Raw genomic sequence first — 23,438 nt, 5'->3', positions numbered from 1 at the left:
AGAATGAATGGAAGCGAAATGGAACAGAACACCAGCGCAGCACCTAACACCGAGTCGGCACCTGCAACATCAATAGTTGCCGATGAAACTTGTGCAAAACCACCTCGGGATATCGGTGAACAACCCGAAGCGCCGGAAGACACGCCTGGCGATCACGATAAAGTGAAAACGCCCTGTTCCACCGTTTATGGCAGCGCCATTTACGACACTGAGAATGAATCATTCTGGCTGCTGCCGGAGCGGACGAGCTCGGCACTGAAAGAAGCTTCCAGCGATCTGGAACAAAAAGTCAGCTCAAGTAAATCACCCGAAGAACGCAAAAAAGGGCTCTACGAATCCGGTCTTCTCGAGTATTTCCTCGAACCCAAGCTGGCAAACTTTCTTGAGGGTGACGAAAAATCCCGGATGCTGGAGATCGAAGCTCAACATCCCAACATAAGCAATCTGGACGCGGCCCTGCTTGAAGCGCAACAGAGCAGGAAAACCGCAGCACCAGAAGCAGAAGCAGCTGCAACGCCTCTCACGCGCCTCGAACAGGATCAGATCAAAAGAAACGAATTGATGTCCGCCCGTGACGACGCTACTCGCGTGCACGGCATGCACAGTGAATGGAAAAAGCTCAAGCGCACCGCCATTGCCGCCGCAAAGGAAAAAGGGTACGCATACGAAAGCGGCAACCTTTATGCGCCGAAAGCCATCGCCGCTCGTGAAGCCGTTCAAAAATATCTGAAAGCACGAGAAGCGCTGTTAGAAGACAAGGATCTCACCACGTTAACATCCGCAGAAATCGCCCCGATGCTCGCCCAGGACAAAAAGCGGATAGACGAGATTGCGATGTGCGGCACCAATAATCAGTTGATGCTGTGCACATATGTGCGTGATCAGGAAATCAAACGCAAGGAAAGGAAAGCGACTTATAACGCTTATCTGGATGCCATCACCGATGTTGCTCAGTACGGAATAGCCTTGCCTGAGTTCGCACTGATTCCCGAGGGTGGAGCGGTCGAAGGTGGCGTCGACTTGTTCAAGCAGTATCTGGCGCTTGAGAAAGAGCAAAAAGAGGTCAATGAACGCCTCAGCACCAAATACAAAAGCTGGATTGAGGCAAGTGGACGACAAGCCAAGGCGCCCACCAACCTTGTCACCAATGAGCGTGCCGCCTGGGATCGCCTGCAAGCATCAAAGGAAACTCTACGTCTCCAGGCTGAAAGCAATGTGGAAACGGCGACTGTTCGCCGTCATCTGTTGTGGGAGCCAGAACAATTTCAGGCAAGACCTGAAGAGCGCTTGATCAAGAACGGTTTCCCGCTGGCCGAGATGAGCATGGCGGACAGCCTGAAAAAACCACTGACCTATCTCAGCATGTATTCGCTGCCACGAATCAAACAGACCGTTAAAGATGACTGGAAGAAAGTTGGCGCCAAGGTCAAAGATCTGGCGAAGCGTCCGGGCAATAGCGATGGAAAAGCAACGACCGACACCGAGCTGAGCTTGTTCGGACAGTGGCTGAAAGACGAAGGCGCTTTAAGAATCAAGGATCAGGAAAGCGATTGGTTCTCCTCCGAAGGCTGGTTCGAAATCGAAAAATTCAATGCCTATCTTGAAAGCAAAAAGTACAAGGTCACTGCGCTGGAGAACGCTGGTACGCGTAAAGAATGGGGAGACCGATTGCAACAGGTGTTGTTCAAGGACAACGTCCGCAAGACCTTCCGCATTTTCGACATCACACCGCAGGCCCAGTTGGTTCGTTGCCTGATGCCCTCCACCACGGAGACCATCCATTCGTCGACTAAAGTAGAGGGGCCAGACTGGACACTGGCCGAAGGGTTCCAAGCCTCGGCTAAGGCTACGTTTGCCGTTGATCTTGCCAGAGGTGAGGTCGAACTCTTTAAAGTCGACTTACCAGACCGTGCCAGCGCTAAAGATATCGTCATCACCTACCGAAATGCCGAAGACATACAGCAAAAGATGAACCTCGGACGTTTTTCGCTCTATCTAGGCGCGAAGGCTTGGGGCTACGCCGGAGCATCGTTGCTGCTTTCCTCGGAAATTGCATTGGATGTCAGCAACGCTGGCTTCCATTTAGCGCCTCCGGAACCGGTTGTGCGCAACCCCGATAAGCGCAGCTACGCGAGAACTGAAAAAAGTGGCCAAATTAAAAGAGCTCCTGAAACGCTACAGATACAGGATGGCGCAAAAGCCGCATTCAATCTGTTCGCAGGCCTGCAAACCGGGATCATGGTCACCGGAGCGCTAAACTGGGCTCCACCCTCCGAAGTAGCCTTGCTAACCAAAGCGCCTGTTGCTGGAAAAGCTGCCGGAATGAAATCCAGCGAATGGTTCAGCCTTGCGCGCTTGACTGTGGAGCTCAATGCCGCAGCCGGTCTCGGTGCGAGGGCTGAAGCCAGTATTTCCTTGCACGAGGGCCGTCTGATTCTGGTGCTCAAAGCCGCATTGATAGCCGGCCCCGGCGTAGGAGGCTCCTTCAAGTTCGAAGTGGGCTACGACGCCGTAACTGAATTGCTTAACATGTTCCGTAGAGAACTTTATAAAAACAAACAGAACCCGTACTTTGTTATTGAAAATGAAACCTACGCGTACCTTTCGAAATTAAATACTCTGGCCATTGGTGGCTTTGATATCCGCATGATTTATCTCATGGGTGCTGATGCGGTGATGACGCTGTATGAAAGCTTGACTGCAACGGGTAAGGGCGGTGCGATAGCACAAACCATCATGTCTTATGAGAATCAAATCGAACTAGAGGAATGGTGCATAAATGCTATTCCCGGAGCATTAGGCCCTCTCCTTCTAACGCTGATCAGCCCTCCAAGTGATTTTTCCGTGACCACCTCCAGACCCACAGGAAAAACAGCAGAAAAAGACGACACGATTAAATACAGCGACCAAGAATCACATTTACTGCAACAGCAAGCCATTGAGAAGATTTTGTCTTGGATCCTGAAGCGTGCACAGAAAGACAACACCATTGATAAAGCACAAAATCAGTTTGAAGACATATGTATGTCGATGAACAAATTCGGAATAAAACCAGCGAACGCAGGACAATTGTATTGCGAGAGCAGGCTTGCACTTGACAATTTCATGGCAGAGCCTGTACTCCGCCTAACAAATCGTTCCGGTGATGATATGCGCGCCGATTACCTGGCTCACGTACAGGTGCTAGGTGCGAAAAAAGATGGACAATGCCAAAGATCCCAATATTTTGGTAGAACTTACATGCCGTCTGGGACAGCCAAATTTATAGCTCCAACGGGTAATATTTGAGAAAAAACATGCGCCTCTTAGTATTATTTTCAGCCGCACTACTGCTCATCAGCGCCAACCAAGCAAGCGCCGAACTGAATGCTGAGCAGTTGCACGCAAAGCAACAAGGAATAATTCTTTACAATCAATTCAAAGCCGTTTCTGCAACCCCGCTACTGAGAATAGCGGCAGAGGCTGGAGACCATGAGGCACAATATTATTTAGCTGAGTCATTGCGACAAAAAAATAGCTATATGAATCCTGAAGCTAAAAAGTGGTATGAAATGGCAGCTACCCAAGGGGATCTTTATGCAATGATCCAGCTTGGACGAATAAAAAATGATTTGTGTAAATTATCAGAAGACTGCCCCGCCACAGAAAAGAAACCATCAGACTGGTTGAATCAAGCATCTAGCATCGCTCAGCCTAAAGCCGAAGATGGAAATGCAGAAGCCATGTACATCATGTATGAATTGACACTCGATACAACTTGGCTAGAAAAAGCAGCTGCAAAAAATCACCAAATTTCACAGTATTTGTTAGCTAGAAGCTACCATCAGGGGGACGGTTTTTTCCTTCCATGGAAACGCTCGGAAGTTGTTGAAAACCTATTCAAAGCTTCAGCTGAGGGTGGTTACCCGCCTTCCATGATGGAATACGGAGCCCTTCTTTATGAAAAAGGTGATATTGAAGGGTTCCGTCATTGGAATGAGCAAGCAGCTTTAGCAAGTTACGCCACAACGGTTTATGGTTACGGCTCTGATCTTGCTCATGAGCCAGACACGTATGGATTTCCATTCGATGTCGTTAAAGGTTATGCGCTCATTTACACCTTGAAGGAGCTAGACGGCGGTGGGGGTTTACAAGAAAGAGTGGAGAGTAAGCTACCAAAAATTGAAGCGAAGATGACAGCTGAACAGATTGAAGCGGCCAAAAAGTTTTCTCAAGAGTGGGCTGCGTCGCACCCTCCTCTCTCTTTCTTTCCTGACAAACTTAGTCGTTGATTGTTTTATTCAAAAACGATGGTACCAGAGTCATACAAACGGGAGCAGTAGATAGCGTGGAGTTAGACTCAACGCCGTCCTACTCCCGTTTTCATTCAACACATCAAACCGGCGCCTTCCAACTCAACATCTGCTGCTGTGCCACCTGCAGCAAGTCATTGCCATCCTGTGTCAGCAGGTAAAGCGCATGGGTGATGTGTGGGATGTCCTGCACGTCGGCGTGCTTGAAGCACAGGCAATGCAGGGTTTCGAGCAGGTCGGCGGAAGCGCGGACGCGCTGGACGGCTGCTTCGAGGATGTCTTTCGGGTTGGCTTGGGTGTCGATGATCAGCGTCGGGGTTTCAGTGACGTTGCTGCTGAGGGGTAGATAGCGATTTAGCAGCGGTTTAATAATTGGCATCTTGATTACTCAACTGTATTAGAAGGTAACCGCCATAGCCGTGACCAAACGGTGGGAGGCGGCCGTGTACAGGCTTGGTCAACCGAGAACAGTTCAAACTCAGCTCGCCCGAAGGCGTCCTGCACACAGCCGCCACGGCAATGCACTTCACGGACCAAGAGATCCGCGCGGGGCAAATGATGGCACATATGCAATGAACTTTTCTCAGGTGACCAAACCCGAACCACTGATTTTGCAGCGGCACCAGACAATAACCGCCCCGCTCCCACCGCCGAAAGCAGACAAGGCAACCACCGCTGTAGGAATCCGCCCTGCGTCCCGCAGAAAACCACCCCATTCCCTGACAGCCGGCGTTCAGCCCGGTTAACCATCCCTTAACGCCGTGGTCGAAAACTCTACTGAACCGCACGCCTTCAGCCGTTTTGGCTGTTGCCCGGTGCGGCAGGTTCGGATGAATCGCGCCGAACGCTAGAACCGCCACTCGGGAGTCCTTTCATGAACATTCGTCCTTTATTGCTCACCGCCGCCCTCGCCTGCACCGCGTTTACCGGGCTGGCCCAGGCCAATGACACCTCCGCCACCTCCAAAGCCGTGCCGTATGAGTACGGCATGCCACTGCAGGTGGCCAAGGTGGTGTCGTTGACCGAACCGTCAACGCCGCTGTGCAAAGTGGTTACGGCAGACATGAAGTACATTGACAACGCCGGTAAGCCCGAGGAGATCAGCTACCGGAAATTATCCGACGCGTGCAACTTCCAGAACTGACAGAAACGTCTGATTTGCCGGTTTGCGGTAGGCGTGGGGTGTTTCGAGGGTTATGCTCGGGGCCTCCTCACTGCCGCAAGGATTGGCCATGCAGTTGTCGTTTCGCACGTTGTCGAGCATCACCTCCTCTTTGTGTTTTCTGCTGGCGCTGGTCTGGGGCTTTTTCCCGGATATCCTGCTGGCGACCTGGAGTATTGAATATTCCGAAGGCGCCGGGTTTGTCGCGCGACGCGGTGCGGTGCTGTTTGCGGCGCTGGGAGTGATGTTTTATCTGGTGCGCACGGCACCGCCGTCGTTGGGGCGCAATGCGCTGAGCAACGGGTTCATCGTTGGGTGTTTAGGTTTGGCGGTGCTGGGGTTTACTGAATGGCTCAACGGCCATGCCGGCCCCGGGATTCTGCTCGCGGTGCTGGTCGAGTTCGCGCTGGGCCTTGGTTTCGTGCAGGCCCGGCGCGTGACGGTCGAACTGGGTGAAACGGTGCGTTAGATGGCTCTGGATCGTGGACTGTAGTGATGTGGTGCAATTTGCTTGCTCAGATCCGAACGCAGCCCGGCGATCAGTTCGTTGATTTCGCGACAGCCATTGAGGTGGCTGGCATCAATGCCGCTCACCAGCAAATCGACCTGATCGGTCTGGTGATCGCCGAACACCTTGACGGTCATCGACAAGTCCGGCGACAGCGTGCACTGGCAGCGTTTCGGCAGAAAACTGCTTTCAATGATGTTGCGTAGTTCCAAGGCAGACAGAAACATGGCGAAACCCTCTCCTTACTGTGAGATGCCAATCAAGTATTCACGCTGACCGTTGCTGACCCTGCACGGGTGTGTCCCCGCTGTTTCCCTGGGTGTGGCACGCGGCGGTACTGCGAAATGCCCATTGGAGTGTAGGCGCCCAAATCCGGTGCGCCGCACTGTAAAGACGCATAAAACGTGCCTTCCATCGGATCGTTTCGACCCTTGCAGAATCAAGCACTTGGCGACGTGGCCAGTATTTTGCCAATTGCAAAATGCAAGAAATGCCTCCACGGGCACCGCAATTTGCACGTCGACGCCGGTTTGCATTCATCGCCGATGACAGTGAGAATGCCCGCTATCTACCCTACACCCGCATGGAGGCTTCTATGGGTTCTTTACGCACTTACGCGACCGCCGGGCTGATCATCGCCAGCCTTTCCACCTCCGCCCAAGCAGCGAAACTCGAAGACGTCGCGCCGTACCCCAAGGCCGAGGCCGGGTTCACCCGTCAGGTCATTTACCTGCCGAAGCAGGATCAGGAAGAAAACTTCCAGGTCGAGATCCTTGCCGGCAAAACCCTGGAGGTCGACTGCAACCGCCAGCGCCTGGGCGGGGTTCTGGATGAGAAGAATCTTGAAGGCTGGGGTTATCCCTTCTATCGTCTGGAAAAAGTCATCGGTCCGATGAGCACGATGATGGCCTGCCCGCCCGGCAGCCAGAAGAAACGTGCGTTCGTGCCGGTCGTCGGCGATGGTTTCATGCTGCGCTACAACAGCAAACTGCCCGTGGTGGTTTACGCGCCGGCGGACGTCGAAGTGCGTTATCGCGTCTGGTCGGCGTCGGATAAAGTCGGCACAGCTCTTCGGGAATAACCGGAACAAGGAGCGTCCTGCGTGATTACCTGCCATGTCAGATATGTCATCGATCCTTACCAGTTGGCCGAGTTCGAAGCGTACGCAAAAGCCTGGCTCGGCATTGTCGAGCGATTGGGCGGCACGCACCACGGCTACTTCCTGCCCTCCGAGGGCGCGAGCAATATCGCCTATTGCCTGTTCAGTTTTCCGTCGCTGGCGGATTACGAAAGCTATCGGCATATCGCATTGACCGACGCGGAAAGCACCGCGCTGGTGGCCAATCTGGTCGAGAAAAAATTCATCGTCAGTTACGAGCGCAGCTTTCTGCGCCCGTTGCTACCGTAACCCCCCTTATGCCGGGACGCTGCATGCAGCAGCGCGCTCGGCGACGTGGCGCAGGCTGTCGAAATTGATATTGGCCCCCGAGTCGATCGCAACGAAGGTCTGATCACGAGCGCCGGTGCGCGCCACGTAGCGCTTGATCCCGGCAACCGCCAACGCGCCGGAAGGTTCGGTGATCGAGCGGGTATCGTCGTAGATATTCTTGATTGCGGCACACAGGTCGTCGTTACTGACAGTGATCACCTCGTCCACGCAGAAACGGCACAGTTCAAAACCGTATTCGCCAATCTGCGCCACGGCCACGCCGTCGGCGAAGGTTCCAACGCTGGGCAGCACCACACGGTGATCGGCTTCCAACGCAGCCTTGAGACATGCTGAGTGTTCAGATTCGACGCCGATGATGCGCACTGACGGACGCAGGTATTTGACGTATGCCGCGATCCCGGCGATCAAACCGCCGCCGCCGACCGGCACGAAGATCGCGTCCAGCTCGCCTTGATGCTGACGAAGGATTTCCATTGCCACGGTGCCTTGTCCGGCTATCACGTCCGGATCATCGAACGGCGAAACGAAGGTACGCCCGGTCTGCTCGGCCAGTTGCAACGCGTGGGCCAGGGCAAAGGGGAAACTCTCGCCGTGCAGCAGCGCTTCGGCACCGCGACTGCGCACGCCCAGCACCTTGAGTTCAGGTGTTGTCGAGGGCATGACGATGGTGGCGGCGATACCCAACTCACGCGCCGCCAGCGCCACACCTTGGGCGTGATTGCCCGCCGACGCGGTGATCACCCCGCGCGCCTTCTGCTCATCACTTAACTGCACCAGTTTGTTGTAGGCGCCGCGGATCTTGAAAGAGAACGTCGGTTGCAGGTCTTCACGCTTGAGCAGGATGCGGTTGCCCAGCGCTTCGGACAAAGCCGGCGCCGCCTGCAACGGTGTGCGCACGGCAATGTCGTACACCGGTGCGGCGAGGATCTTTTTCACGTAGTGCTCTAGCAGGGCTTGCTGGTCGCTCATTATCGTCTCCTGACTCATCCGGCTTGTGCAGGAGCTACCGCCGGCAGCTCCTGCATGAGCCTTGTTGAAACCCTGGAGACAGAAAGTAAAAACCCGCCTCTAGGGCGGGTTGGGTGCTGCAGCCGTGCGCTAGCCCGCCAAATAAGGAATGGCGGTAATAATGCTTGGCTGGCAGCGCAGTACGGTCGAAGTCATGGGCTGGAAATTAGCCCGGGCGCTGCTGGCAAGTCAATGGCCAATTTTGCGCAGCGGCGATAGTCTGGCGATTGAGCTCATCACTTCAAGGAACGAATACATGCTGTCTATCGCCCTGCCCCTCACGGCATTGCTCGCCTTTGCCGGTTACACCGTTTCGGTGATGCTCCAGGCTGAACAATCGCTGATCGATTTCGGCATCAGCCTGATGTCACGGCCTGACACCGCTCAGGTGGTGATTGATTTGTATCTGCTGGCGACGTTGGCCGGGATCTGGATGATCAAGGATGCCCGTACTCGCGGACAGTCTGCCTGGTCGGTGCTGCCGTACTTGCTGTTGACGGCGTTTTTTGTGTCGGTCGGGCCGTTGTTGTATCTGGTAGTGCGCGGGATTAGGGAGCGCAGACAATCGGTTGGGCAGGCCCGAGCAAGTTGATCTGGACTTCTCGGCGCTGATTCGATGGCCTTCGCGAGGGCTCGCTCTTACAGAGAGCGATGCCTTTTCTCTAGTACAGTTTCTCGTCAACCGTTTTGTACCTGTCAACTCTGACAGTTATGTACTACGTCTTGATGCAGTAGTTTGACCACTCACCGGGAATTCATTCCCACAGTGTTCATGCATCAGGAGCAATTACGATGACCAGTCAAAAATCCGAGAATAAGTTTTCTGCGGATGTGAGCGGCGGTGCGCGCCCTCTGTACAACGCGGATACCGATACCATGGACCTCGTCGAACGAGGTGACGAGTCGAGGTATTATTGGCAAGGTTTTAGTACCCAGCTCGTCAAATCAGATGTGGACCCGCAATTAAAAAGCATAAATCTGAGTGTGTTCGTCAATAAGGGCGTGGAAGCCGGAACTTATCCGATGATCGCAGATGGCAAGGTTCGAGCAGTTTATAGCCTCGTTCGTGAGGGCAACCAGGCTGAGGCTTATGTATCTGTTTCAGGCCAGATGACGCTGACAGTTGTGCCATCGACTGGCGATAAACGATTGGAAGGAACCGTATTGTTCGAGGGCAAAGGTAACGCTAAGTCAGTCAATATCACCAATGGCGTCTTCAGTTTTAACTGACTCAGTCTTCACCGCTGTATAGAGGTTCTGTAGCGGTCCCCGCTTGAGGCCAGGAGACGATAATTGTCTCCTGGCGTGCCAGGGGCCAATCAAGGGCTTGGATTATTTGCAGTTTGCACTCGTGATAGAAGTGTTAATCCTGCGGATGCCCCCACCTTCCCGAGCGAATGCCAGTGCAGGAGATCGGGCGCACTTATTTTTGTTTTACCGCCACGAACGCCGCGGTTTCGTAAGGCACCGTCACCACATCCTTGTTGCGCAGTTGCGGTTCCGAAGCGATCAACGCACGGACCTGTTCATCGACTTTTGCCCGTTGGGCGTCCGGCAGCGCAGCAATGAAACTGGTCGAGCGCACGCGATTGACAATCACGTCTTCCGGCGATCCGGTATGACCATGGTGAAACTGCTGCAGTTGCAGCGCCCCGAACACCGGATGTGGAAACGCCTTGCGCCAGGCGCCGGTGTAATAGCGCGGTGTATCGCCTTCGAGTGCGTTGACGATCGCATCAAGCTTGGGCACCCAACTGACTTGCGTGTCGCGCAAATTCCAGATCAGCCCTAACTTGCCGCCAGGTTTGAGAACCCGGGCGATTTCCGTCAGCGCCTCGGCACTGGCGAACCAGTGAAACGCCTGCGCGCAGACCACCACATCCACGCAAGCGTCTGGCAACGGCAAATCGGTCGCTGTGCCACTCACCGCCAATACCTGTGGCCAGGCTTCCGAGAGTTTTTCCAGCATCTGCGCCACCGGTTCTACCGCAATCACTTGCGCGCCCGTCGCCACCAGCCGACCGGTAAACTTGCCGGTGCCAGCGCCCAGGTCGATCACCGTTTGGTACCGGTCCAGGCCCAGCGTCTCGCTCAACCATTGACTGACTTGCGGCGGATAATCCGGCCGTCCTTTGACGTAGGTCTCGGCAGCGGTTTTATAGCCGGCGGCGGCTGAGTGATGGACCTGATCGTTCATGGCAATTCTCCTGACGGTCAAACTTCGGATCGACGGCAGACGCGGACGAGCATAGCGCTTGAATTTGTGCCTGCCTTGAACAGTCACTGACAAAGCAATGAATAAAATTTCACCCTGTGGTGTTCATAGTGAAACATAACCCTCTGTGGAGCCTTGCCCATGACTATCCGTTCCGTTATGTTCGCCGCCCCGTTGCTGCTGGTCGCCGCGATGTCGAGCCAGTTGACCTTCGCCAGCGGTGATGAAGCAGCGCCGGTGAAGAAACCCGAATGCCCCAAAGGCCAGGTCCTGGACAGCAAATCGCAGAAGTGCGTGCTGCAAACCAGCAGCCTGTTGCCGGACGCCGACCGCACCGATTATGCCTACCGCCTGGCCAAGGCCGGTCGCTACGAAGAAGCGCTGGCGCTGCTGGACACGCTGAAACAGCCGAACACGGCCAAGGCGCTGAACTACCGCGGTTATGCCACGCGCAAACTGGGACGCACCGACGAAGGCATCGGTTATTACCTGCAATCGGTAAAACTCGATCCGCAGTATGCGCAAGTGCGCGAATACCTCGGCGAGGCCTATGTGATCAAAGGCCGCGTCGACCTGGCGCAAGAGCAGTTGCAGCAGATCAAGTCGATTTGCGGCACCGCCTGCGAGGAATACCAGGACCTGGCTGAGGCCATCAACGACTCATCGAAAACCTGAGCATTTATAAGGACCGCAATCATCGTCAGCGATCAGGCCTTCAGAGCAGAACTCGGACAGCACCTGGCGCGCCTGTGGCGCTACGGTTTGCTGCTGTCGCGCAATCGGCATGTGGCCGAGGATCTGGTGCAAGCGACGTGCGTGCGGGCACTGGAGCGCTCGGTTCAGTACGTGGCCGGCACGCGCATGGATCGCTGGCTGCTGAGCATTCTGCATTCGATCTGGCTCAATGAAGTGCGCGCCCGTCGCGTGCGTCAAGGCGCGGGCCAGGTCGATGCCGACGGTCAACTGGCATTCGACGGTGAGTACGCCGCGCAGACCCACGTGATGGCGGCGCAAGTGATTCGTCGTGTCGACGCGTTGCCCGAAACCCAGCGCGAGACGGTGTACCTGGCCTATGTCGAAGGCCTGTCCTACCGCGAAGTCGCCGAAATTCTGCAGGTGCCGATCGGCACGGTGATGAGCCGACTGGCCACCGCCCGCCTGAAACTCGCCGAATACCCGCCCTTGCAAGCGGTGCCGAAATCCACCGAAGGAGACCGCTGATGAACACACCTTCGGATGAGCAACTGGTCGCTTACCTGGACGACGAACTCGACCGCGACCATCGCCAGCAACTCGACAACGCCATCGCCGAAGACCCATTGCTCAGTCTGCGTGTGCAGTGGCTCCAGCGCAGTAACCTGCCCTACAAAAAAGCCTATGACGAACTGGCGCAACAAGCGCCGCTGGATCGTCTGCAAGCCCGACTGGATGCTATTCCTGCGCCGGAGCGTCCGGGCTTGAGCCGGCGTTGGTTTATCGGTGGCGCCGCGGCGGCGCTGGTGGCCGGCGGCGTGCTGGCTGACCGGTTGTTTCTCGGTTGGCATGCCGCGCAATCAAACAACTGGCGTGCGTTGGTGGGCGATTACATGGCGCTGTATGTGCCGCAGACGCTCGATCATCTAGCGACGGATGACGCCACTCAACGGGCGCAATTGCGCGAGGTCGATGCGCGTCTTGGCCTGAACCTGTCACCCGCTGCGTTGAAGCTGCCGGCGGCCGAATTCAAACGGGCGCAAATGCTTGAGTATGACGGCGTGCCCATCGCGCAGATCGTTTACCTCGACGCGAAACATGGCCCGCTGGCCCTGTGTGTGACCCGTTCGAACAGCGGCAGTCAGCCGTTGGCGCATGAGCGTCGGCATGAAATGAATGTGGTGTATTGGACCGAGCGTGAGCATGCGTGGATGTTGATCGGGCGCAATCCAGCTGACGAGTTGGAACAACGCGCCATGTTGTTACGCTCGCACGCCTTGCAGGCGTAAATCCCTTGTGGGAGCGGGCTTGCCCGCGAAGGCGGCAGGTCAGTCGATAAAGATGTCGACCTTGCTGGCCGCTGCGCGGGCAATCGCGCGGCCTCAGGCGGCGGTGGGCAACCACAGTCTGAAGCGCGCACCGCCCAGTGGCGAACCTTCAACCGTCAAGGTACCGCCCTGCGCTTCCAGCGCCCGGCGGCTGATCGCCAGGCCCAGGCCAAACCCGCCGGTAGCCCGATCACGGCTGCGATCCAGGCGATAGAACGGCTCGAAAATTCTTTCGCGCTCATCGTCGGGAATGCCGATGCCGTCGTCATCCACCCAGATCTCACACCCTTCGGCATTGACCTGCACGCCAACCTGAATGCGCTTCTCGCAGTACCGCATGGCATTGCGCAGCAGGTTCTGAATGGCCCGGGCAGTCAGGCGCGGATCCAGCGCGAAACGTTCCAGTTGCCCGTGCAACAACACGTCGATGACGATTTCCGGCGACTCCAGTTCTTCGTCGACACTGCCCAGAATGCTGTCGATGAACTCGTCCAGCGACACGTCGACCTGCTCCGGCAACTGCGCCGGGTTCTGCAAGCGGCTGTAGGAGAGCAATTCGAGCACCAGCTCATCGAGCTCGCGAATGTGCGCAACCAGGCCCTGCAAGCGCTCGCGACTGGTCGCCGGCAAGTCATCCGACAGCGCCAGCGCCAGGCCGAAATCCAGACGGGTCAGCGGCGTGCGCAGTTCGTGGGACACCGCGTTGAGCAAGTCGCGCTGCTGGTTGAGCAGGTTTTCGATGTCGCCGGCCATGGTGTCGAACACATTGGCGAGGCTGCCGATGTTGGAGCTCGGAGCGATTTTCGTGCGCTCGCTCAGATGACCCTTACCGAAGCGTTCGGCGGTGCCTTTGAGACGTTCCAGATCACGCCAGTGCGGGCGCAGCCACATCAACAGGCAAGCCAGCAAGGTCGCGCCAATCAAGACGTTGATGCTCCAGTACAACAGATTGACGTCCATCGGGTCGGGCGGCACGACCATTTGCACGGCGGTGGTGTCATCCAGCGGCGCGACGGCCAGCGTGCGCCAGCCCCAATCGCCAATGCGCACCACGTTTTCGCCACGACGCAGGCGCTGCTGTTCGATGGCGGTAAACCCGGCGTCGTCGATCCGGGCCAGGACGATGTGCAACGGCTGGAAGTCCTTGTCCATCGACGCCGCCAGCGCCGACCACTGATCGTGTGGCACCGCGTGAAACTGTCGGGTGATCAGCGATTGCAGCCCGCGCGAATAGTCGAGGTTGTAGGTGACGAAGCGCTCGCGGAAGGCCATGACCACCAGATCCGGCACCAGGTAGATCGCGGCGCTGTAGGAGACGATTGTCACCAGATACAGGCGAAACAGGATGCGAAACATCAGCTCAGCATTCCCATTCGGAACGGCTGAACAGGTAGCCCTTGCCCCACACAGTCTTGATCTTGCGCGCTTCGCCGGCGTGATCGTCGAACTTGCGCCGCAGTTTGGAAATCGCCACGTCGACCGAACGGTCAGTGCCGTTGAATTCGATCCCGCGCAGGCGTTGCAGGATCTGGTCGCGACTCAGCACCTCACCGGCATGCCGCGCCAGCACCACCAGCAAATTGTATTCGCCACTCGACAGCTCGACCGGCTGATCGCGCCAGGTCACGGTGCGCTCGGACAGGTCGATGCACAGATTGCCCATCAGAATGCGGTCGTTGGCAGTCAGCGGTTCGCCAAGGCTGCTGCGGCGCAACAGGGTGCGCACCCGCGCCAGCAACACCCGGGGTTCGCATGGCTTGGTGACGTAATCGTCGGCGCCCATTTCCAGGCCCAGCACTTGATCGTGACTGTCATCGCGGGCGGTGAGCATGAGGATCGGCAGCGTCGCCGAATCGGCACGCAACAGGCGGCAGACTTGCAGGCCGTCGAGGCCCGGCAGCATCAGGTCGAGAATCACCAGATCCGGCGGGTTGACCCGCGCCCGCTCGCGCACATGGTCGCCACGGCCGATCACGCTGACGGAGTAGCCGTTGCGCTCCAGGTAGCTGGAAATCAGTTCGGCGAGGGCGGTGTCGTCTTCGACCAGGAGGATGTTGGGCATGGGGTGTTCCAGAAAAGTGCTGTGGCGACCGGAAGGGCCACTTCACGGGCAATCCCGCTCCCACAGTGTTATCGGGGTGCTCACAAAATCTGTGTCCACAACCAATCCCTGTGGGAACGCGCTTGCCCGCGATGGCGATTCAACTGTCGCAATAAATTTCAAGGCGTAAAGGATATACGCCCTCACCCGTCCCTGAGCAAAACCCTTACACAATTTCACACAGCGCCTACAAAGCTTCACCGCTAACCTCGGCGTCTGCCCGTAGGATGCGGACTTCAATATTGGGGGTTGTACATGTCGAAAAATCTGCTGGCCGGGCTCGGCCTGATCGCAATGGCGCTGACGCTGAGCGCCTGTGATTCATCCTCGAACGCCGAAGAACAGGCGCCGCCAGCGACCGTGCGCATCGAAACCATTGCAGCGCACCCCCTGTCGATCAGCAGCGAACTCAGCGGGCGGATTGCCGCGCCACGGATTGCCGAAGTGCGCGCCCGGGTCCCCGGTGTGGTGCTGCAACGCACATTCCGCGAAGGCAGCGATGTGAAAAAGGGCGATGTGCTGTTCCGTATCGACCCGGCCCCCTTCAAGGCTGACCTCGACAGCGCCGAAGCCGCACTGCGCAAGGCCGAGGCCAATGCATTCCAGGCGAAATTGCAGGAGCAGCGTTACGCCCAGTTGATCGACGACAAGGCCATCAGCGGTCAGGACTACGACAATGCCCGCGCCAATGCCCGGCAAACTGCCGCCGATGTTGCGGCCAACAAGGCCGCAGTGGAACGCGCGAAGCTGAACCTCGGTTATGCCACCGTCACCGCGCCGATTTCCGGGCGGGTCGGTCGGGCGCTGGTTACCGAAGGCGCGCTGGTCGGGCAAAACGAAACAACGCCCCTGGCGCTGATTCAGCAACTGAACCCGATTCATGCCGACGTTACCCAGTCGACTCGCGAGCTCAATGAACTGCGCCGGGCCTTCCGCTCCGGTCAGTTGCAGCAGGTCGGTCAGGACCAAGTCAAAGCCACATTGATTCAGGACGACGGCAGCCTGTATCCGTTGCCGGGCAAACTGTTGTTCGCCGACATCACGGTCGACCCGGGCACCGGCCAGATCATCCTGCGCAGCGAGTTCCCCAATCCGGACCTTGATCTGCTGCCCGGCAGTTTCGTCCGTGTGCGCCTGGAACAGGCAACGATCCAGCAGGGCATCACCGTGCCGCAACGTGCGGTGCAGCGTGACAGCGCCGGGATCGCGCAAGTGCTGACCGTCGACGAGCAAATGCGCGTGGCCCAGCAACCGGTGCAACTGGGTGCTGTGCAGAACGATCGCTGGATCGTCACCGGCGGCCTGAAGCCCGGTGACCGCATTGTCATCGAAGGCCTGCAGCACGCCCGCCCCGGCGAAAAAGTGCAGATCGACGACACCCCTCTTCCACTTGCCCAGACCTCTGGTCAGTAAGCAGGACGCTTTTATATGCCGCAGTTCTTTATCGACCGCCCGGTATTCGCCTGGGTGGTCGCCCTGTTCATCCTGTTGGCCGGTGCGCTGGCCATTCCGCAATTGCCGGTGGCGCAATACCCCGACGTCGCGCCGCCACAGATCGAAATCTACGCCGTGTACCCCGGCGCTTCGGCACAGACCGTCGACGAGAGCGTGGTCAGCCTGATCGAAGAGGAACTCAACGGTGCCGATCACCTGTTGTATTTCGAATCGCAGAGCAGCCTCGGAAGCGCGACGATCAAAGCCACGTTCCAGCCGGGCACCAACCCTGAACTGGCGCAGGTCGATGTGCAGAACCGCCTCAAGGTGGTGGAGTCGCGCCTGCCGCAAGCGGTGAACCAGCAGGGTCTGCAGGTGGAAAAAGTTTCCGCCGGTTTTCTCCTGCTGATTACCCTGACCTCCAGCGACGGCAAACTCGATGACGTGGCGCTCAGTGATTACCTGGCGCGTAACGTGATGAACGAGATCAAGCGTCTGGACGGCGTCGGCAAGGCCCAGTTGTATGGCGCCGAGCGGGCGATGCGTATCTGGATCGATCCGCAGAAACTCATCGGTTTCAACCTGACCCCGGCTGACGTCAACGCCGCCATCGTCGCGCAGAATGCACAGGTCTCGGCGGGCAGCATCGGCGACTTGCCCAATCCGTCCACTCAGGAAATCACCGCCACTATCCTGGTCAAGGGCCAGCTGTCGACACCGGAAGAATTTGCCGACATCGTGCTCAAGGCCAACCCGGACGGCTCTACGGTGCGAGTCGGTGACGTCGCGCGAGTCGAGATCGGCAGTCAGGAATACCAGTTCGGTACGCGCCTCAATGGCAAGCCGTCCACCGCGGTGGGCGTGCAGCTGTCGCCGGGGGCCAACGCGCTGAACACCGCGACGCTGGTGCGGGCGAAGATGGACGAGCTGTCGCGCTACTTCCCCGCCGGGGTCGAATACAAGATCCCGTACGACACCTCGCCGTTCGTCAAAGTCTCGATCACCAAAGTGGTTTACACCCTCGGCGAAGCGATGCTGCTGGTGTTTGCGGTGATGTTCCTGTTCCTGCAGAACATTCGCTACACGCTGATCCCGACGCTGGTGGTACCGGTTGCGCTGATGGGCACGTTCGCGACCATGCTGGCGCTGGGCTTCTCGATCAACGTTTTGACCATGTTCGGCATGGTGCTGGCCATCGGCATTCTGGTCGACGATGCCATCGTTGTGGTGGAGAACGTCGAACGGATCATGGCCACCGAGGGCCTGTCGCCCAAGGAAGCCACGCGCAAGGCGATGACACAAATCACCGGCGCGATCATCGGCATCACCCTCGTTCTGGTGGCGGTATTCATTCCGATGGCGTTCATGCAGGGCTCGGTCGGGGTCATTTACCAGCAGTTCTCGCTGTCGATGGCGACCTCGATCCTGTTCTCGGCGTTCCTCGCCCTGACGTTGACACCGGCACTGTGCGCGACACTGCTCAAACCGGTTGCCAAGGGCGAGCATCACGAGAAATCCGGATTCTTCGGCTGGTTCAACCGCCGCTTCGAACGCCTGACTGACCGCTATCAAAGCTGGGTTGGTTATGCGTTGAAGCGCAGCGGGCGTTTTCTGCTGATCTATGTCGTGCTGCTGGTGGGACTGGGCCTGTGCTTCATGCGTCTACCCTCCTCGTTCCTGCCGGTGGAAGACCAGGGTTACACCATCACCGACATTCAACTGCCACCGGGTGCGAGCAAGAACCGCACGGTGCAGGTGGTCGAACAGATCGAGGCGCACAACGCCGGGGAACCGGGCGTAGGTGACAGCACGGTGATTCTCGGCTTCAGCTTCTCCGGTAGCGGGCAGAACGCCGCACTGGCGTTCACCACCCTCAAGGACTGGTCGGAGCGTGGCCACGATGATTCGGCGGCCTCGATTGCCGATCGCGCCAACATCGCGCTGAGCCAGATCAAGGACGCCGTCGCGTTCGCTGTTCTTCCGCCACCGGTGGATGGTCTGGGTACATCGAGCGGTTTCGAGTTCCGCCTGCAAGATCGCGCTGGCCTTGGCCACGCAACGTTGATGCAGGCGCGCACTGAATTGCTCGCGGCCGCCGAGAAAAGTCCGGTGCTGATGAACGTGCGCGAAAGCGCGCTGGCCGAAGCGCCGCAAGTCCAGCTGGAAGTGGATCGCCGCCAGGCCAATGCGTTGGGTGTGTCGTTCGCCGACATCGGCAACGTACTGTCGACGGCGGTGGGTTCCTCCTACGTCAATGACTTCCCCAACCAGGGCAGGATGCAACGGGTTGTGGTGCAGGCTGAAGGTGACCGCCGCAGCCAGGTCGACGACTTGCTGAAAATGCACGTGCGCAACAACGACGGCAAGATGGTGCCGCTGTCGGCGTTCGTGCAAGCGAAATGGACCCAGGGGCCTGCGCAGTTGACCCGTTACAACGGCTATCCGGCGATTGCGATTTCCGGCGAACCGGCCCCGGGGCACAGCACCGGTGAAGCCATGGCGGAAATCGAACGGCTGGTGGCCCAAGGGCCGAAAGGCCTGGGCCAGGAATGGACGGGGCTGTCGTTGCAGGAGCGTTTGTCCGGCAGTCAGGCGCCGATTCTGTTGGGCCTGTCTTTGCTGATCGTGTTCCTGTGCCTGGCAGCGCTGTACGAGAGTTGGTCGATCCCGACCTCGGTGTTGCTGGTGGTGCCGCTGGGCGTGCTCGGTGCGGTATTGGCGGTGACGTTGCGCGGGATGCCCAACGACGTGTTCTTCAAGGTCGGGCTGATCACCATCATCGGTCTGTCGGCGAAAAACGCGATCCTGATCATTGAGTTCGCCAAGAGCCTTTATGACGAAGGTCACGACCTGATCGATGCAACGTTGCAGGCGGCTCGCTTGCGCCTGCGGCCGATTGTGATGACTTCGCTGGCGTTCATTCTCGGTGTGGTGCCACTGGCCATCGCCACGGGTGCCAGCTCGGCGAGCCAGCAAGCGATCGGCACTGGTGTCATCGGCGGCATGATCACCGCCACATTGGCAGTGATCTTCGTCCCGGTGTTCTTCGTCGTTGTCATGAAGCTCGTGCAACGCTTTACCAAGCCCCACTGATCTTAATTGTGGGAGCGAGCTTGCTCGCGAAAGCGTCGTTATATTCAACGTTGATGTTGGATGACCGGACGCCTTCGCGAGCAAGCTCGCTCCCACAGGGATCTTCATAAAATCGAGCCGGTGGTCATATCCTCCATCGCTGGGCTAAGGTGTCTGAACCACCCTGGCCCATCGAGTCCCCATGCGCTTCCTTGCCCGCACCCACCCTCGCCTGTCTGCCGCCGCCCTGTTCGGCCTCGCCACCGGCCTGCTGGCACCCGCCGACTCCATCGTCAGCAAAATCCTCATTGGCTGGAACGCCGGTGTCTGGACTTACCTGATTCTGATGTTCTGGCTGACCGTGCGTGCCAAGGCCCCGGACGTCAAACGCATCGCCGACGTCGAAGACGAAAACGCCGGACTGGTGCTGTTGGTGGTGTGCATCGCCGCACTGGCGAGCCTTGCCACCATCACGTTCGAACTGGCGGGCAGCAAGGATCTGGAAACCAACCGCAAGCTCCTGCATTACGCCTTCACCGCCGTGACGGTGATCGGCTCATGGCTGCTGATCGGCGTGATCTTCTGCGTGCATTACGCGCGGTTGTATTACACCTGGGACGGCAAAGAGCCCGCCCTGCGTTTCGCCGAAGGGCTGACCACGCCCAACTATTGGGACTTCCTGTATTTCTCGTTCACCATTGGCGTGGCCGTGCAGACCGCGGATGTCGGGGTGGCATCGCGGGAGATGCGCAAGATCGTGCTGGCACAATCGCTGATCGGGTTTGTGTTCAATACGGCGATACTGGGATTTTCGATCAATATTGCGGCGGGGTTGTTCGGCTGACAGTTGCACAAAGCTTCAGACGAGTACGGTGATCCCGCGCCAGATCGCCCTCGATTTGACTCTTATATTCCGGTTATAAAAACCAGAATTATAAGTCACTGGCTGCAATAAAAAGCCTCATCAAAAAACCGGAACACAAAAAAAGCACTTTGTATAGCTGCCATATCTGACAGTGTACAAAATCGGGACATTAGCCTTATATAAGGCATCCACGCGATTCGCATCGAAAGATGAGGCTTGGATTCCGCCGATAAATATGGAGAATTTAATCATGAGCAATGCCGCCTTGAAAGCTCGCTGTGTGCCTTCAACCCAGGAAGTGCTATTTAGTGCAAACCTCGAAGACGGTTCCAGCTTCAGTGCTACACTCACTGAACTCAGAAGTTCGTCGACACCCGGCCGTGGTGACATTTGGGTTGTGATTGCAGCTGATCGCAGTAACAATTCAGCAAAAACATTCACCATCACATTTTCGAAAGACATTCAGAAAGACATTCAGAGTGAAATAGGCCAGATCACTGACGAAGACGATAACGTCTCGTTGTTCTATAACAACTATGAAGATCCGACCAACCCCACCCTTCAGAAAGCCAGGAGCGGCACGATCCAATACGAACTGGACCTCAAAAATATGACCCTGACTGGCTCATTCAATGCTGACATTGATAAAGCTGATGGCAGCGGGCATTATTTGTGCAGGGGACACTTCGACACTGCGCTTAGCCGTTCCGGCCCGACACTTGTCTAATGAAAAAGGGCCTTGGCATTCACCAAGGCCCTTTGCTCCGCGCCATCAAACAGAATAGGTCTTACACTTTCCTACCATTTGAATTGCACGCCTACAGTGCCACCGATTGGCATTTCGATACTTTTACCATTCATGTATTCAATTTCTGCATGTGCCTGCCAGCGCTCCGACAGATTGATCGCAATGCCCGCACCCACCTCTGCTCTTGATCCTGAAAGATCATTATTGAATACATTATTATTGACTTTGACTTTATTATTCGTTGAAAACTCATGGGCAAATGCCCCTCGAACATAAGGCTGCACTTTCGTACCGTCACGCAATTGCAAATCCCGTCCGGCCGTTATCCCCACCTTGCCAAGCAACGAGCGTGTGAGGTCGCCCTCGGCCTGCAATCCATTATCCAGACTGTAATCCTTGCCTTGAATGGCAACCGCAGACCACTGAGTAAATGGCTCGATGAAATAGCCTTCATCCAGTTTGATATGACGTCCCACTTCAACGGACCCACCGAACCCGGTGTTGTCGTAATCACCTTTGGAGCGATTGCCATCGGTCATCCCGACCTTGGCATCGTTCTGGAACCGATTGAGTTTAAGAACGCTGTCAACGTAGTAACCACTGACGTCGTCCATCCACGTCAGGTACGTACCCACATAGTAACTTTGCACAGTGCCGGATGTACCACGGTGCAAATCCAGATCAGAGGAACTGTGCCCGGCCATTACCCCCAACAACCATTGTCCTTCACCCAAATGCAGGGGAGCGTCCGCCCCCAGTGTGAAACCTTGCTGGGATTGGCGGTATCCATCGCCAAACGCGTCATTGACGTTGTACTTGTTGCCATAGGCCCTGAGCCAGGCACCCGATTTTTCCGGATTGAATCGAAGCTCTCCCATACGACTGCGCAATGAAGTCAATTCCCCGTACCAGACGGTCGGAGCGGTATTAAATAACGCCGTCACTGCGCGGGTAGAAGGGCTGATCGTGCGACTTTCAGGATCCAGGAACCAGTCATTGCCGCTGCCGCCCTGCTTCAGTCCATAGGAAAACGTCCCCAGATCGACTTTACCCTCGGCATTGGCCAAGGAGAAACGGGCGTCCCCTCCTGCGGTGTGAACGACCTGGATGGGCTGGCCGCTGGCGGGATCGCTGCCAGTACTGGCAATCAACAATTGATGATCACCGGTTGCGGTGCCGGTGACATTCAGAAAGTCACTTTGATTTGTAGCGAAGTTGGTCCCCATCTCAAACAACCCGTTACCAGACAGGTTATGGACGTTCAACTGGAAGTACTGATTATCAGCGCCGAGTTTTACTGTGCCACCGTTCAACGCAAGGTCGCCGACCTGGCTGTTTCCCGTCAGGTACCAGCTGGAAGTGCTATCAATGCCAACGGTGGCAACGTTATTCATGACGCCGCTCAATTGCGACCCCTGCTGTAATGCGACAGTTGCTGTACTTCCCGCATCAGCGCTGACATCTCCGATGAGCGAGGCCTGACTAAAACTCAGGGCAGCATGGCTGTTGTCCGACACTTGGACATTGCCAGCCAGATCGCTGCGCTCCACATTAAGTGCAACATCGCTCGCGCCCCTGACCTCCAGAATCGCTCCGTTACCACCGGTAAGTGTCGAGCCATTGAGGATATCAATACGCGATACAGGCGCCGATACGCCGGCGTTGTCAACGACGATGGCTGCACCGGCCTTGCCTTCGACACTTGATTGGTCCAGTCGCAATTGACTGGCCGGCAAGCCCGCACCTTCCAGTCCTAATGTCACACCGTTTTGTGCGCCGGTAATACGTGAACCGTTTACCGCCGACGCCGTACCACTGAGCAAAATAAGCCCGGCACTGCCCGTTCCCGTGCCCTCCAGCGTCGACTTGTCCAGCGCAAGTGTGCTGAAAGCCGTCACACGTGCGCCTCCCGTTACGCCGACGGCGCTGCTGTCTGACAGTGAGGCGCTCGACCCAGTGTTTGAGCCGACTTGATGGCCTATTTGCAGCCCCAGTCGATTGCCATTGATTACACTGCCGCTGATCGTCGCGGAGCTATTGGCAAGCTCCAGTCCCGCACGTGCGTTACCTCCGGCAACAGTGGTGTTCACCAGGCTGACCGTCGACCCGAGACTGGCTGAGATCTGCTGAGTCACTGCGCCATTTGCATTCAACGTCGAATCAAACACGGTGACACCAAGTGTCTGGGCACCGTCGACGTTCAACGTCGCTTTTTGAGAAAGAACCCATTGCTCCACGCTGGAGCCGTTCGTGATTGTTTGTGTGCTACCTACCAATGTTCCGGCATTTACTGGCTGAGACAGCAACAATGAAAAGACACACAAAGACGAACTACCCAACCACATATTCGTGAACTTTATCTGGGAGGCATCTTTTTTTGACCACATGGTAGAGTTTCCGATTTTTTGTTCACTGAAGAACGAAGAAGTGAGTTTGCGAACGAACGAACGCCGCCAATAAACGCCGGCACATTACAACGCTGAGCAACCCTTGGTATGTAGGAATAATCTGCAACGCAGTGGTAATTTATTACCTACTGCAATAGGAAAAAAACCGGGAGAG

At 56.9% G+C, this 23,438-nt stretch carries 21 protein-coding genes and 1 pseudogene; 15 read left to right on the top strand and 7 right to left on the bottom strand.

What is annotated here, in order from left to right:
• The first annotated feature begins 18 nt into the window (after nucleotides 1-18).
• A complete protein-coding gene (locus tag HV782_RS14430; protein ID WP_186745973.1) occupies nucleotides 19-3,288 on the top strand; it encodes an Ntn hydrolase family protein in 3,270 nt (1,089 codons plus the stop codon).
• Nucleotides 3,289-3,296: 8 nt separating this feature from the next.
• Nucleotides 3,297-4,271, top strand: coding sequence for a tetratricopeptide repeat protein (locus tag HV782_RS14425; protein ID WP_186745971.1), 975 nt, complete (start codon nucleotides 3,297-3,299; stop codon nucleotides 4,269-4,271).
• 103 nt (nucleotides 4,272-4,374) lie between these two features.
• Here the strand turns inward: HV782_RS14425 and HV782_RS14420 are convergent, their stop codons facing one another.
• Complete coding sequence (locus HV782_RS14420) at nucleotides 4,375-4,671, bottom strand: hypothetical protein (protein WP_123468475.1); 297 nt, start codon at nucleotides 4,669-4,671, stop codon at nucleotides 4,375-4,377.
• 495 nt (nucleotides 4,672-5,166) lie between these two features.
• On the opposite strand from HV782_RS14420, the gene HV782_RS14415 reads away from it, so the two are divergent.
• Complete coding sequence (locus HV782_RS14415; protein ID WP_186745969.1) at nucleotides 5,167-5,436, top strand: DUF2790 domain-containing protein; 270 nt, start codon at nucleotides 5,167-5,169, stop codon at nucleotides 5,434-5,436.
• An 88-nt stretch (nucleotides 5,437-5,524) separates the two neighbouring features.
• Nucleotides 5,525-5,923, top strand: a complete 399-nt coding sequence (locus HV782_RS14410) for a hypothetical protein (RefSeq protein ID WP_123468471.1) — start codon at nucleotides 5,525-5,527, stop codon at nucleotides 5,921-5,923.
• Here the strand turns inward: HV782_RS14410 and HV782_RS14405 are convergent.
• On the bottom strand, nucleotides 5,920-6,189 hold the full coding sequence (locus HV782_RS14405) for a DUF1652 domain-containing protein (protein WP_123468469.1): 270 nt from the start codon (nucleotides 6,187-6,189) through the stop codon (nucleotides 5,920-5,922). The genes HV782_RS14410 and HV782_RS14405 overlap by 4 nt on opposite strands.
• 368 nt (nucleotides 6,190-6,557) lie before the next feature.
• Here HV782_RS14405 and eco point away from each other — a divergent pair, with 368 nt between their 5' ends.
• Entirely contained in the window at nucleotides 6,558-7,043 is a 486-nt protein-coding gene (gene eco, locus HV782_RS14400) for a serine protease inhibitor ecotin (RefSeq protein ID WP_128615263.1), read from the top strand.
• Nucleotides 7,044-7,064: 21 nt separating this feature from the next.
• Nucleotides 7,065-7,370, top strand: coding sequence for an NIPSNAP family protein (locus tag HV782_RS14395; RefSeq protein WP_123468465.1), 306 nt, complete (start codon nucleotides 7,065-7,067; stop codon nucleotides 7,368-7,370).
• Between the two features lie 30 nt (nucleotides 7,371-7,400).
• Here the strand turns inward: HV782_RS14395 and ilvA are convergent.
• Nucleotides 7,401-8,381 (bottom strand): annotated as a pseudogene (gene ilvA / locus HV782_RS14390) (threonine ammonia-lyase, biosynthetic); the annotation flags it as partial.
• 295 nt (nucleotides 8,382-8,676) lie between these two features.
• Between ilvA and HV782_RS14385 the strand changes: the two are divergent.
• Both HV782_RS14385 and HV782_RS14380 read left to right on the top strand, forming a co-directional pair.
• Nucleotides 8,677-9,012, top strand: coding sequence for a DUF2834 domain-containing protein (locus tag HV782_RS14385; RefSeq protein WP_186745967.1), 336 nt, complete (start codon nucleotides 8,677-8,679; stop codon nucleotides 9,010-9,012).
• Between the two features lie 200 nt (nucleotides 9,013-9,212).
• The gene (locus tag HV782_RS14380) at nucleotides 9,213-9,650 is read left to right on the top strand and encodes a hypothetical protein (RefSeq protein WP_123468460.1); all 438 of its coding nucleotides are present in this window, start codon (nucleotides 9,213-9,215) and stop codon (nucleotides 9,648-9,650) included.
• 193 nt (nucleotides 9,651-9,843) lie between these two features.
• Here the strand turns inward: HV782_RS14380 and HV782_RS14375 are convergent, their stop codons facing one another.
• Nucleotides 9,844-10,617, bottom strand: a complete 774-nt coding sequence (locus tag HV782_RS14375; RefSeq protein WP_123468458.1) for a class I SAM-dependent methyltransferase — start codon at nucleotides 10,615-10,617, stop codon at nucleotides 9,844-9,846.
• Between the two features lie 159 nt (nucleotides 10,618-10,776).
• Between HV782_RS14375 and HV782_RS14370 the strand changes: the two genes are divergently transcribed.
• The 3 genes from HV782_RS14370 to HV782_RS14360 all read left to right on the top strand — a co-directional run bounded on the left by HV782_RS14370 (nucleotide 10,777) and on the right by HV782_RS14360 (nucleotide 12,617).
• Nucleotides 10,777-11,310 carry a tetratricopeptide repeat protein gene (locus tag HV782_RS14370; protein WP_123468456.1) on the top strand — a complete coding sequence of 178 codons (534 nt, stop codon included), beginning with the start codon at nucleotides 10,777-10,779 and terminating at the stop codon, nucleotides 11,308-11,310.
• Nucleotides 11,311-11,373: 63 nt separating this feature from the next.
• The gene (locus HV782_RS14365; RefSeq protein ID WP_189655832.1) at nucleotides 11,374-11,856 is read left to right on the top strand and encodes a sigma-70 family RNA polymerase sigma factor; all 483 of its coding nucleotides are present in this window, start codon (nucleotides 11,374-11,376) and stop codon (nucleotides 11,854-11,856) included.
• Nucleotides 11,856-12,617 carry an anti-sigma factor family protein gene (locus HV782_RS14360; protein ID WP_128615259.1) on the top strand — a complete coding sequence of 254 codons (762 nt, stop codon included), beginning with the start codon at nucleotides 11,856-11,858 and terminating at the stop codon, nucleotides 12,615-12,617. Before HV782_RS14365 ends, HV782_RS14360 begins: the two co-directional genes overlap by 1 nt.
• A gap of 93 nt (nucleotides 12,618-12,710) precedes the next feature.
• On the opposite strand, the gene HV782_RS14355 is transcribed toward HV782_RS14360, so the two are convergent.
• Entirely contained in the window at nucleotides 12,711-14,012 is a 1,302-nt protein-coding gene (locus tag HV782_RS14355) for an ATP-binding protein (RefSeq protein WP_123468450.1), read from the bottom strand.
• 4 nt (nucleotides 14,013-14,016) lie between these two features.
• Nucleotides 14,017-14,718, bottom strand: a complete 702-nt coding sequence (locus HV782_RS14350) for a response regulator (RefSeq protein WP_007912171.1) — start codon at nucleotides 14,716-14,718, stop codon at nucleotides 14,017-14,019.
• Between the two features lie 294 nt (nucleotides 14,719-15,012).
• Between HV782_RS14350 and HV782_RS14345 the strand changes: the two genes are divergently transcribed.
• From HV782_RS14345 to HV782_RS14330, 4 genes are all read left to right on the top strand, one after another.
• Entirely contained in the window at nucleotides 15,013-16,170 is a 1,158-nt protein-coding gene (locus HV782_RS14345) for an efflux RND transporter periplasmic adaptor subunit (protein WP_123468448.1), read from the top strand.
• Nucleotides 16,171-16,185: 15 nt separating this feature from the next.
• The gene (locus HV782_RS14340) at nucleotides 16,186-19,284 is read left to right on the top strand and encodes a multidrug efflux RND transporter permease subunit (RefSeq protein WP_186745965.1); all 3,099 of its coding nucleotides are present in this window, start codon (nucleotides 16,186-16,188) and stop codon (nucleotides 19,282-19,284) included.
• A 181-nt stretch (nucleotides 19,285-19,465) separates the two neighbouring features.
• Complete coding sequence (locus tag HV782_RS14335; protein WP_128614390.1) at nucleotides 19,466-20,107, top strand: DUF1345 domain-containing protein; 642 nt, start codon at nucleotides 19,466-19,468, stop codon at nucleotides 20,105-20,107.
• Between the two features lie 271 nt (nucleotides 20,108-20,378).
• Nucleotides 20,379-20,855: a hypothetical protein gene (locus tag HV782_RS14330; protein ID WP_186745963.1), complete on the top strand. Its 477-nt coding sequence runs from the start codon at nucleotides 20,379-20,381 to the stop codon at nucleotides 20,853-20,855.
• Nucleotides 20,856-20,926: 71 nt separating this feature from the next.
• Here HV782_RS14330 and HV782_RS14325 read toward each other — a convergent pair whose 3' ends face one another.
• Nucleotides 20,927-23,263: an autotransporter outer membrane beta-barrel domain-containing protein gene (locus tag HV782_RS14325; protein WP_225931015.1), complete on the bottom strand. Its 2,337-nt coding sequence runs from the start codon at nucleotides 23,261-23,263 to the stop codon at nucleotides 20,927-20,929.
• Nucleotides 23,264-23,438 lie beyond the last annotated feature (175 nt).

The organism is Pseudomonas monsensis (assembly GCF_014268495.2).
In the GTDB taxonomy this organism is placed as follows: Bacteria; Pseudomonadota; Gammaproteobacteria; order Pseudomonadales; family Pseudomonadaceae; genus Aquipseudomonas; species Aquipseudomonas monsensis.
The sequence above is the reverse complement of the archived record's forward strand: the minus strand, read 5'-3'. Positions and strand labels throughout refer to the sequence as shown.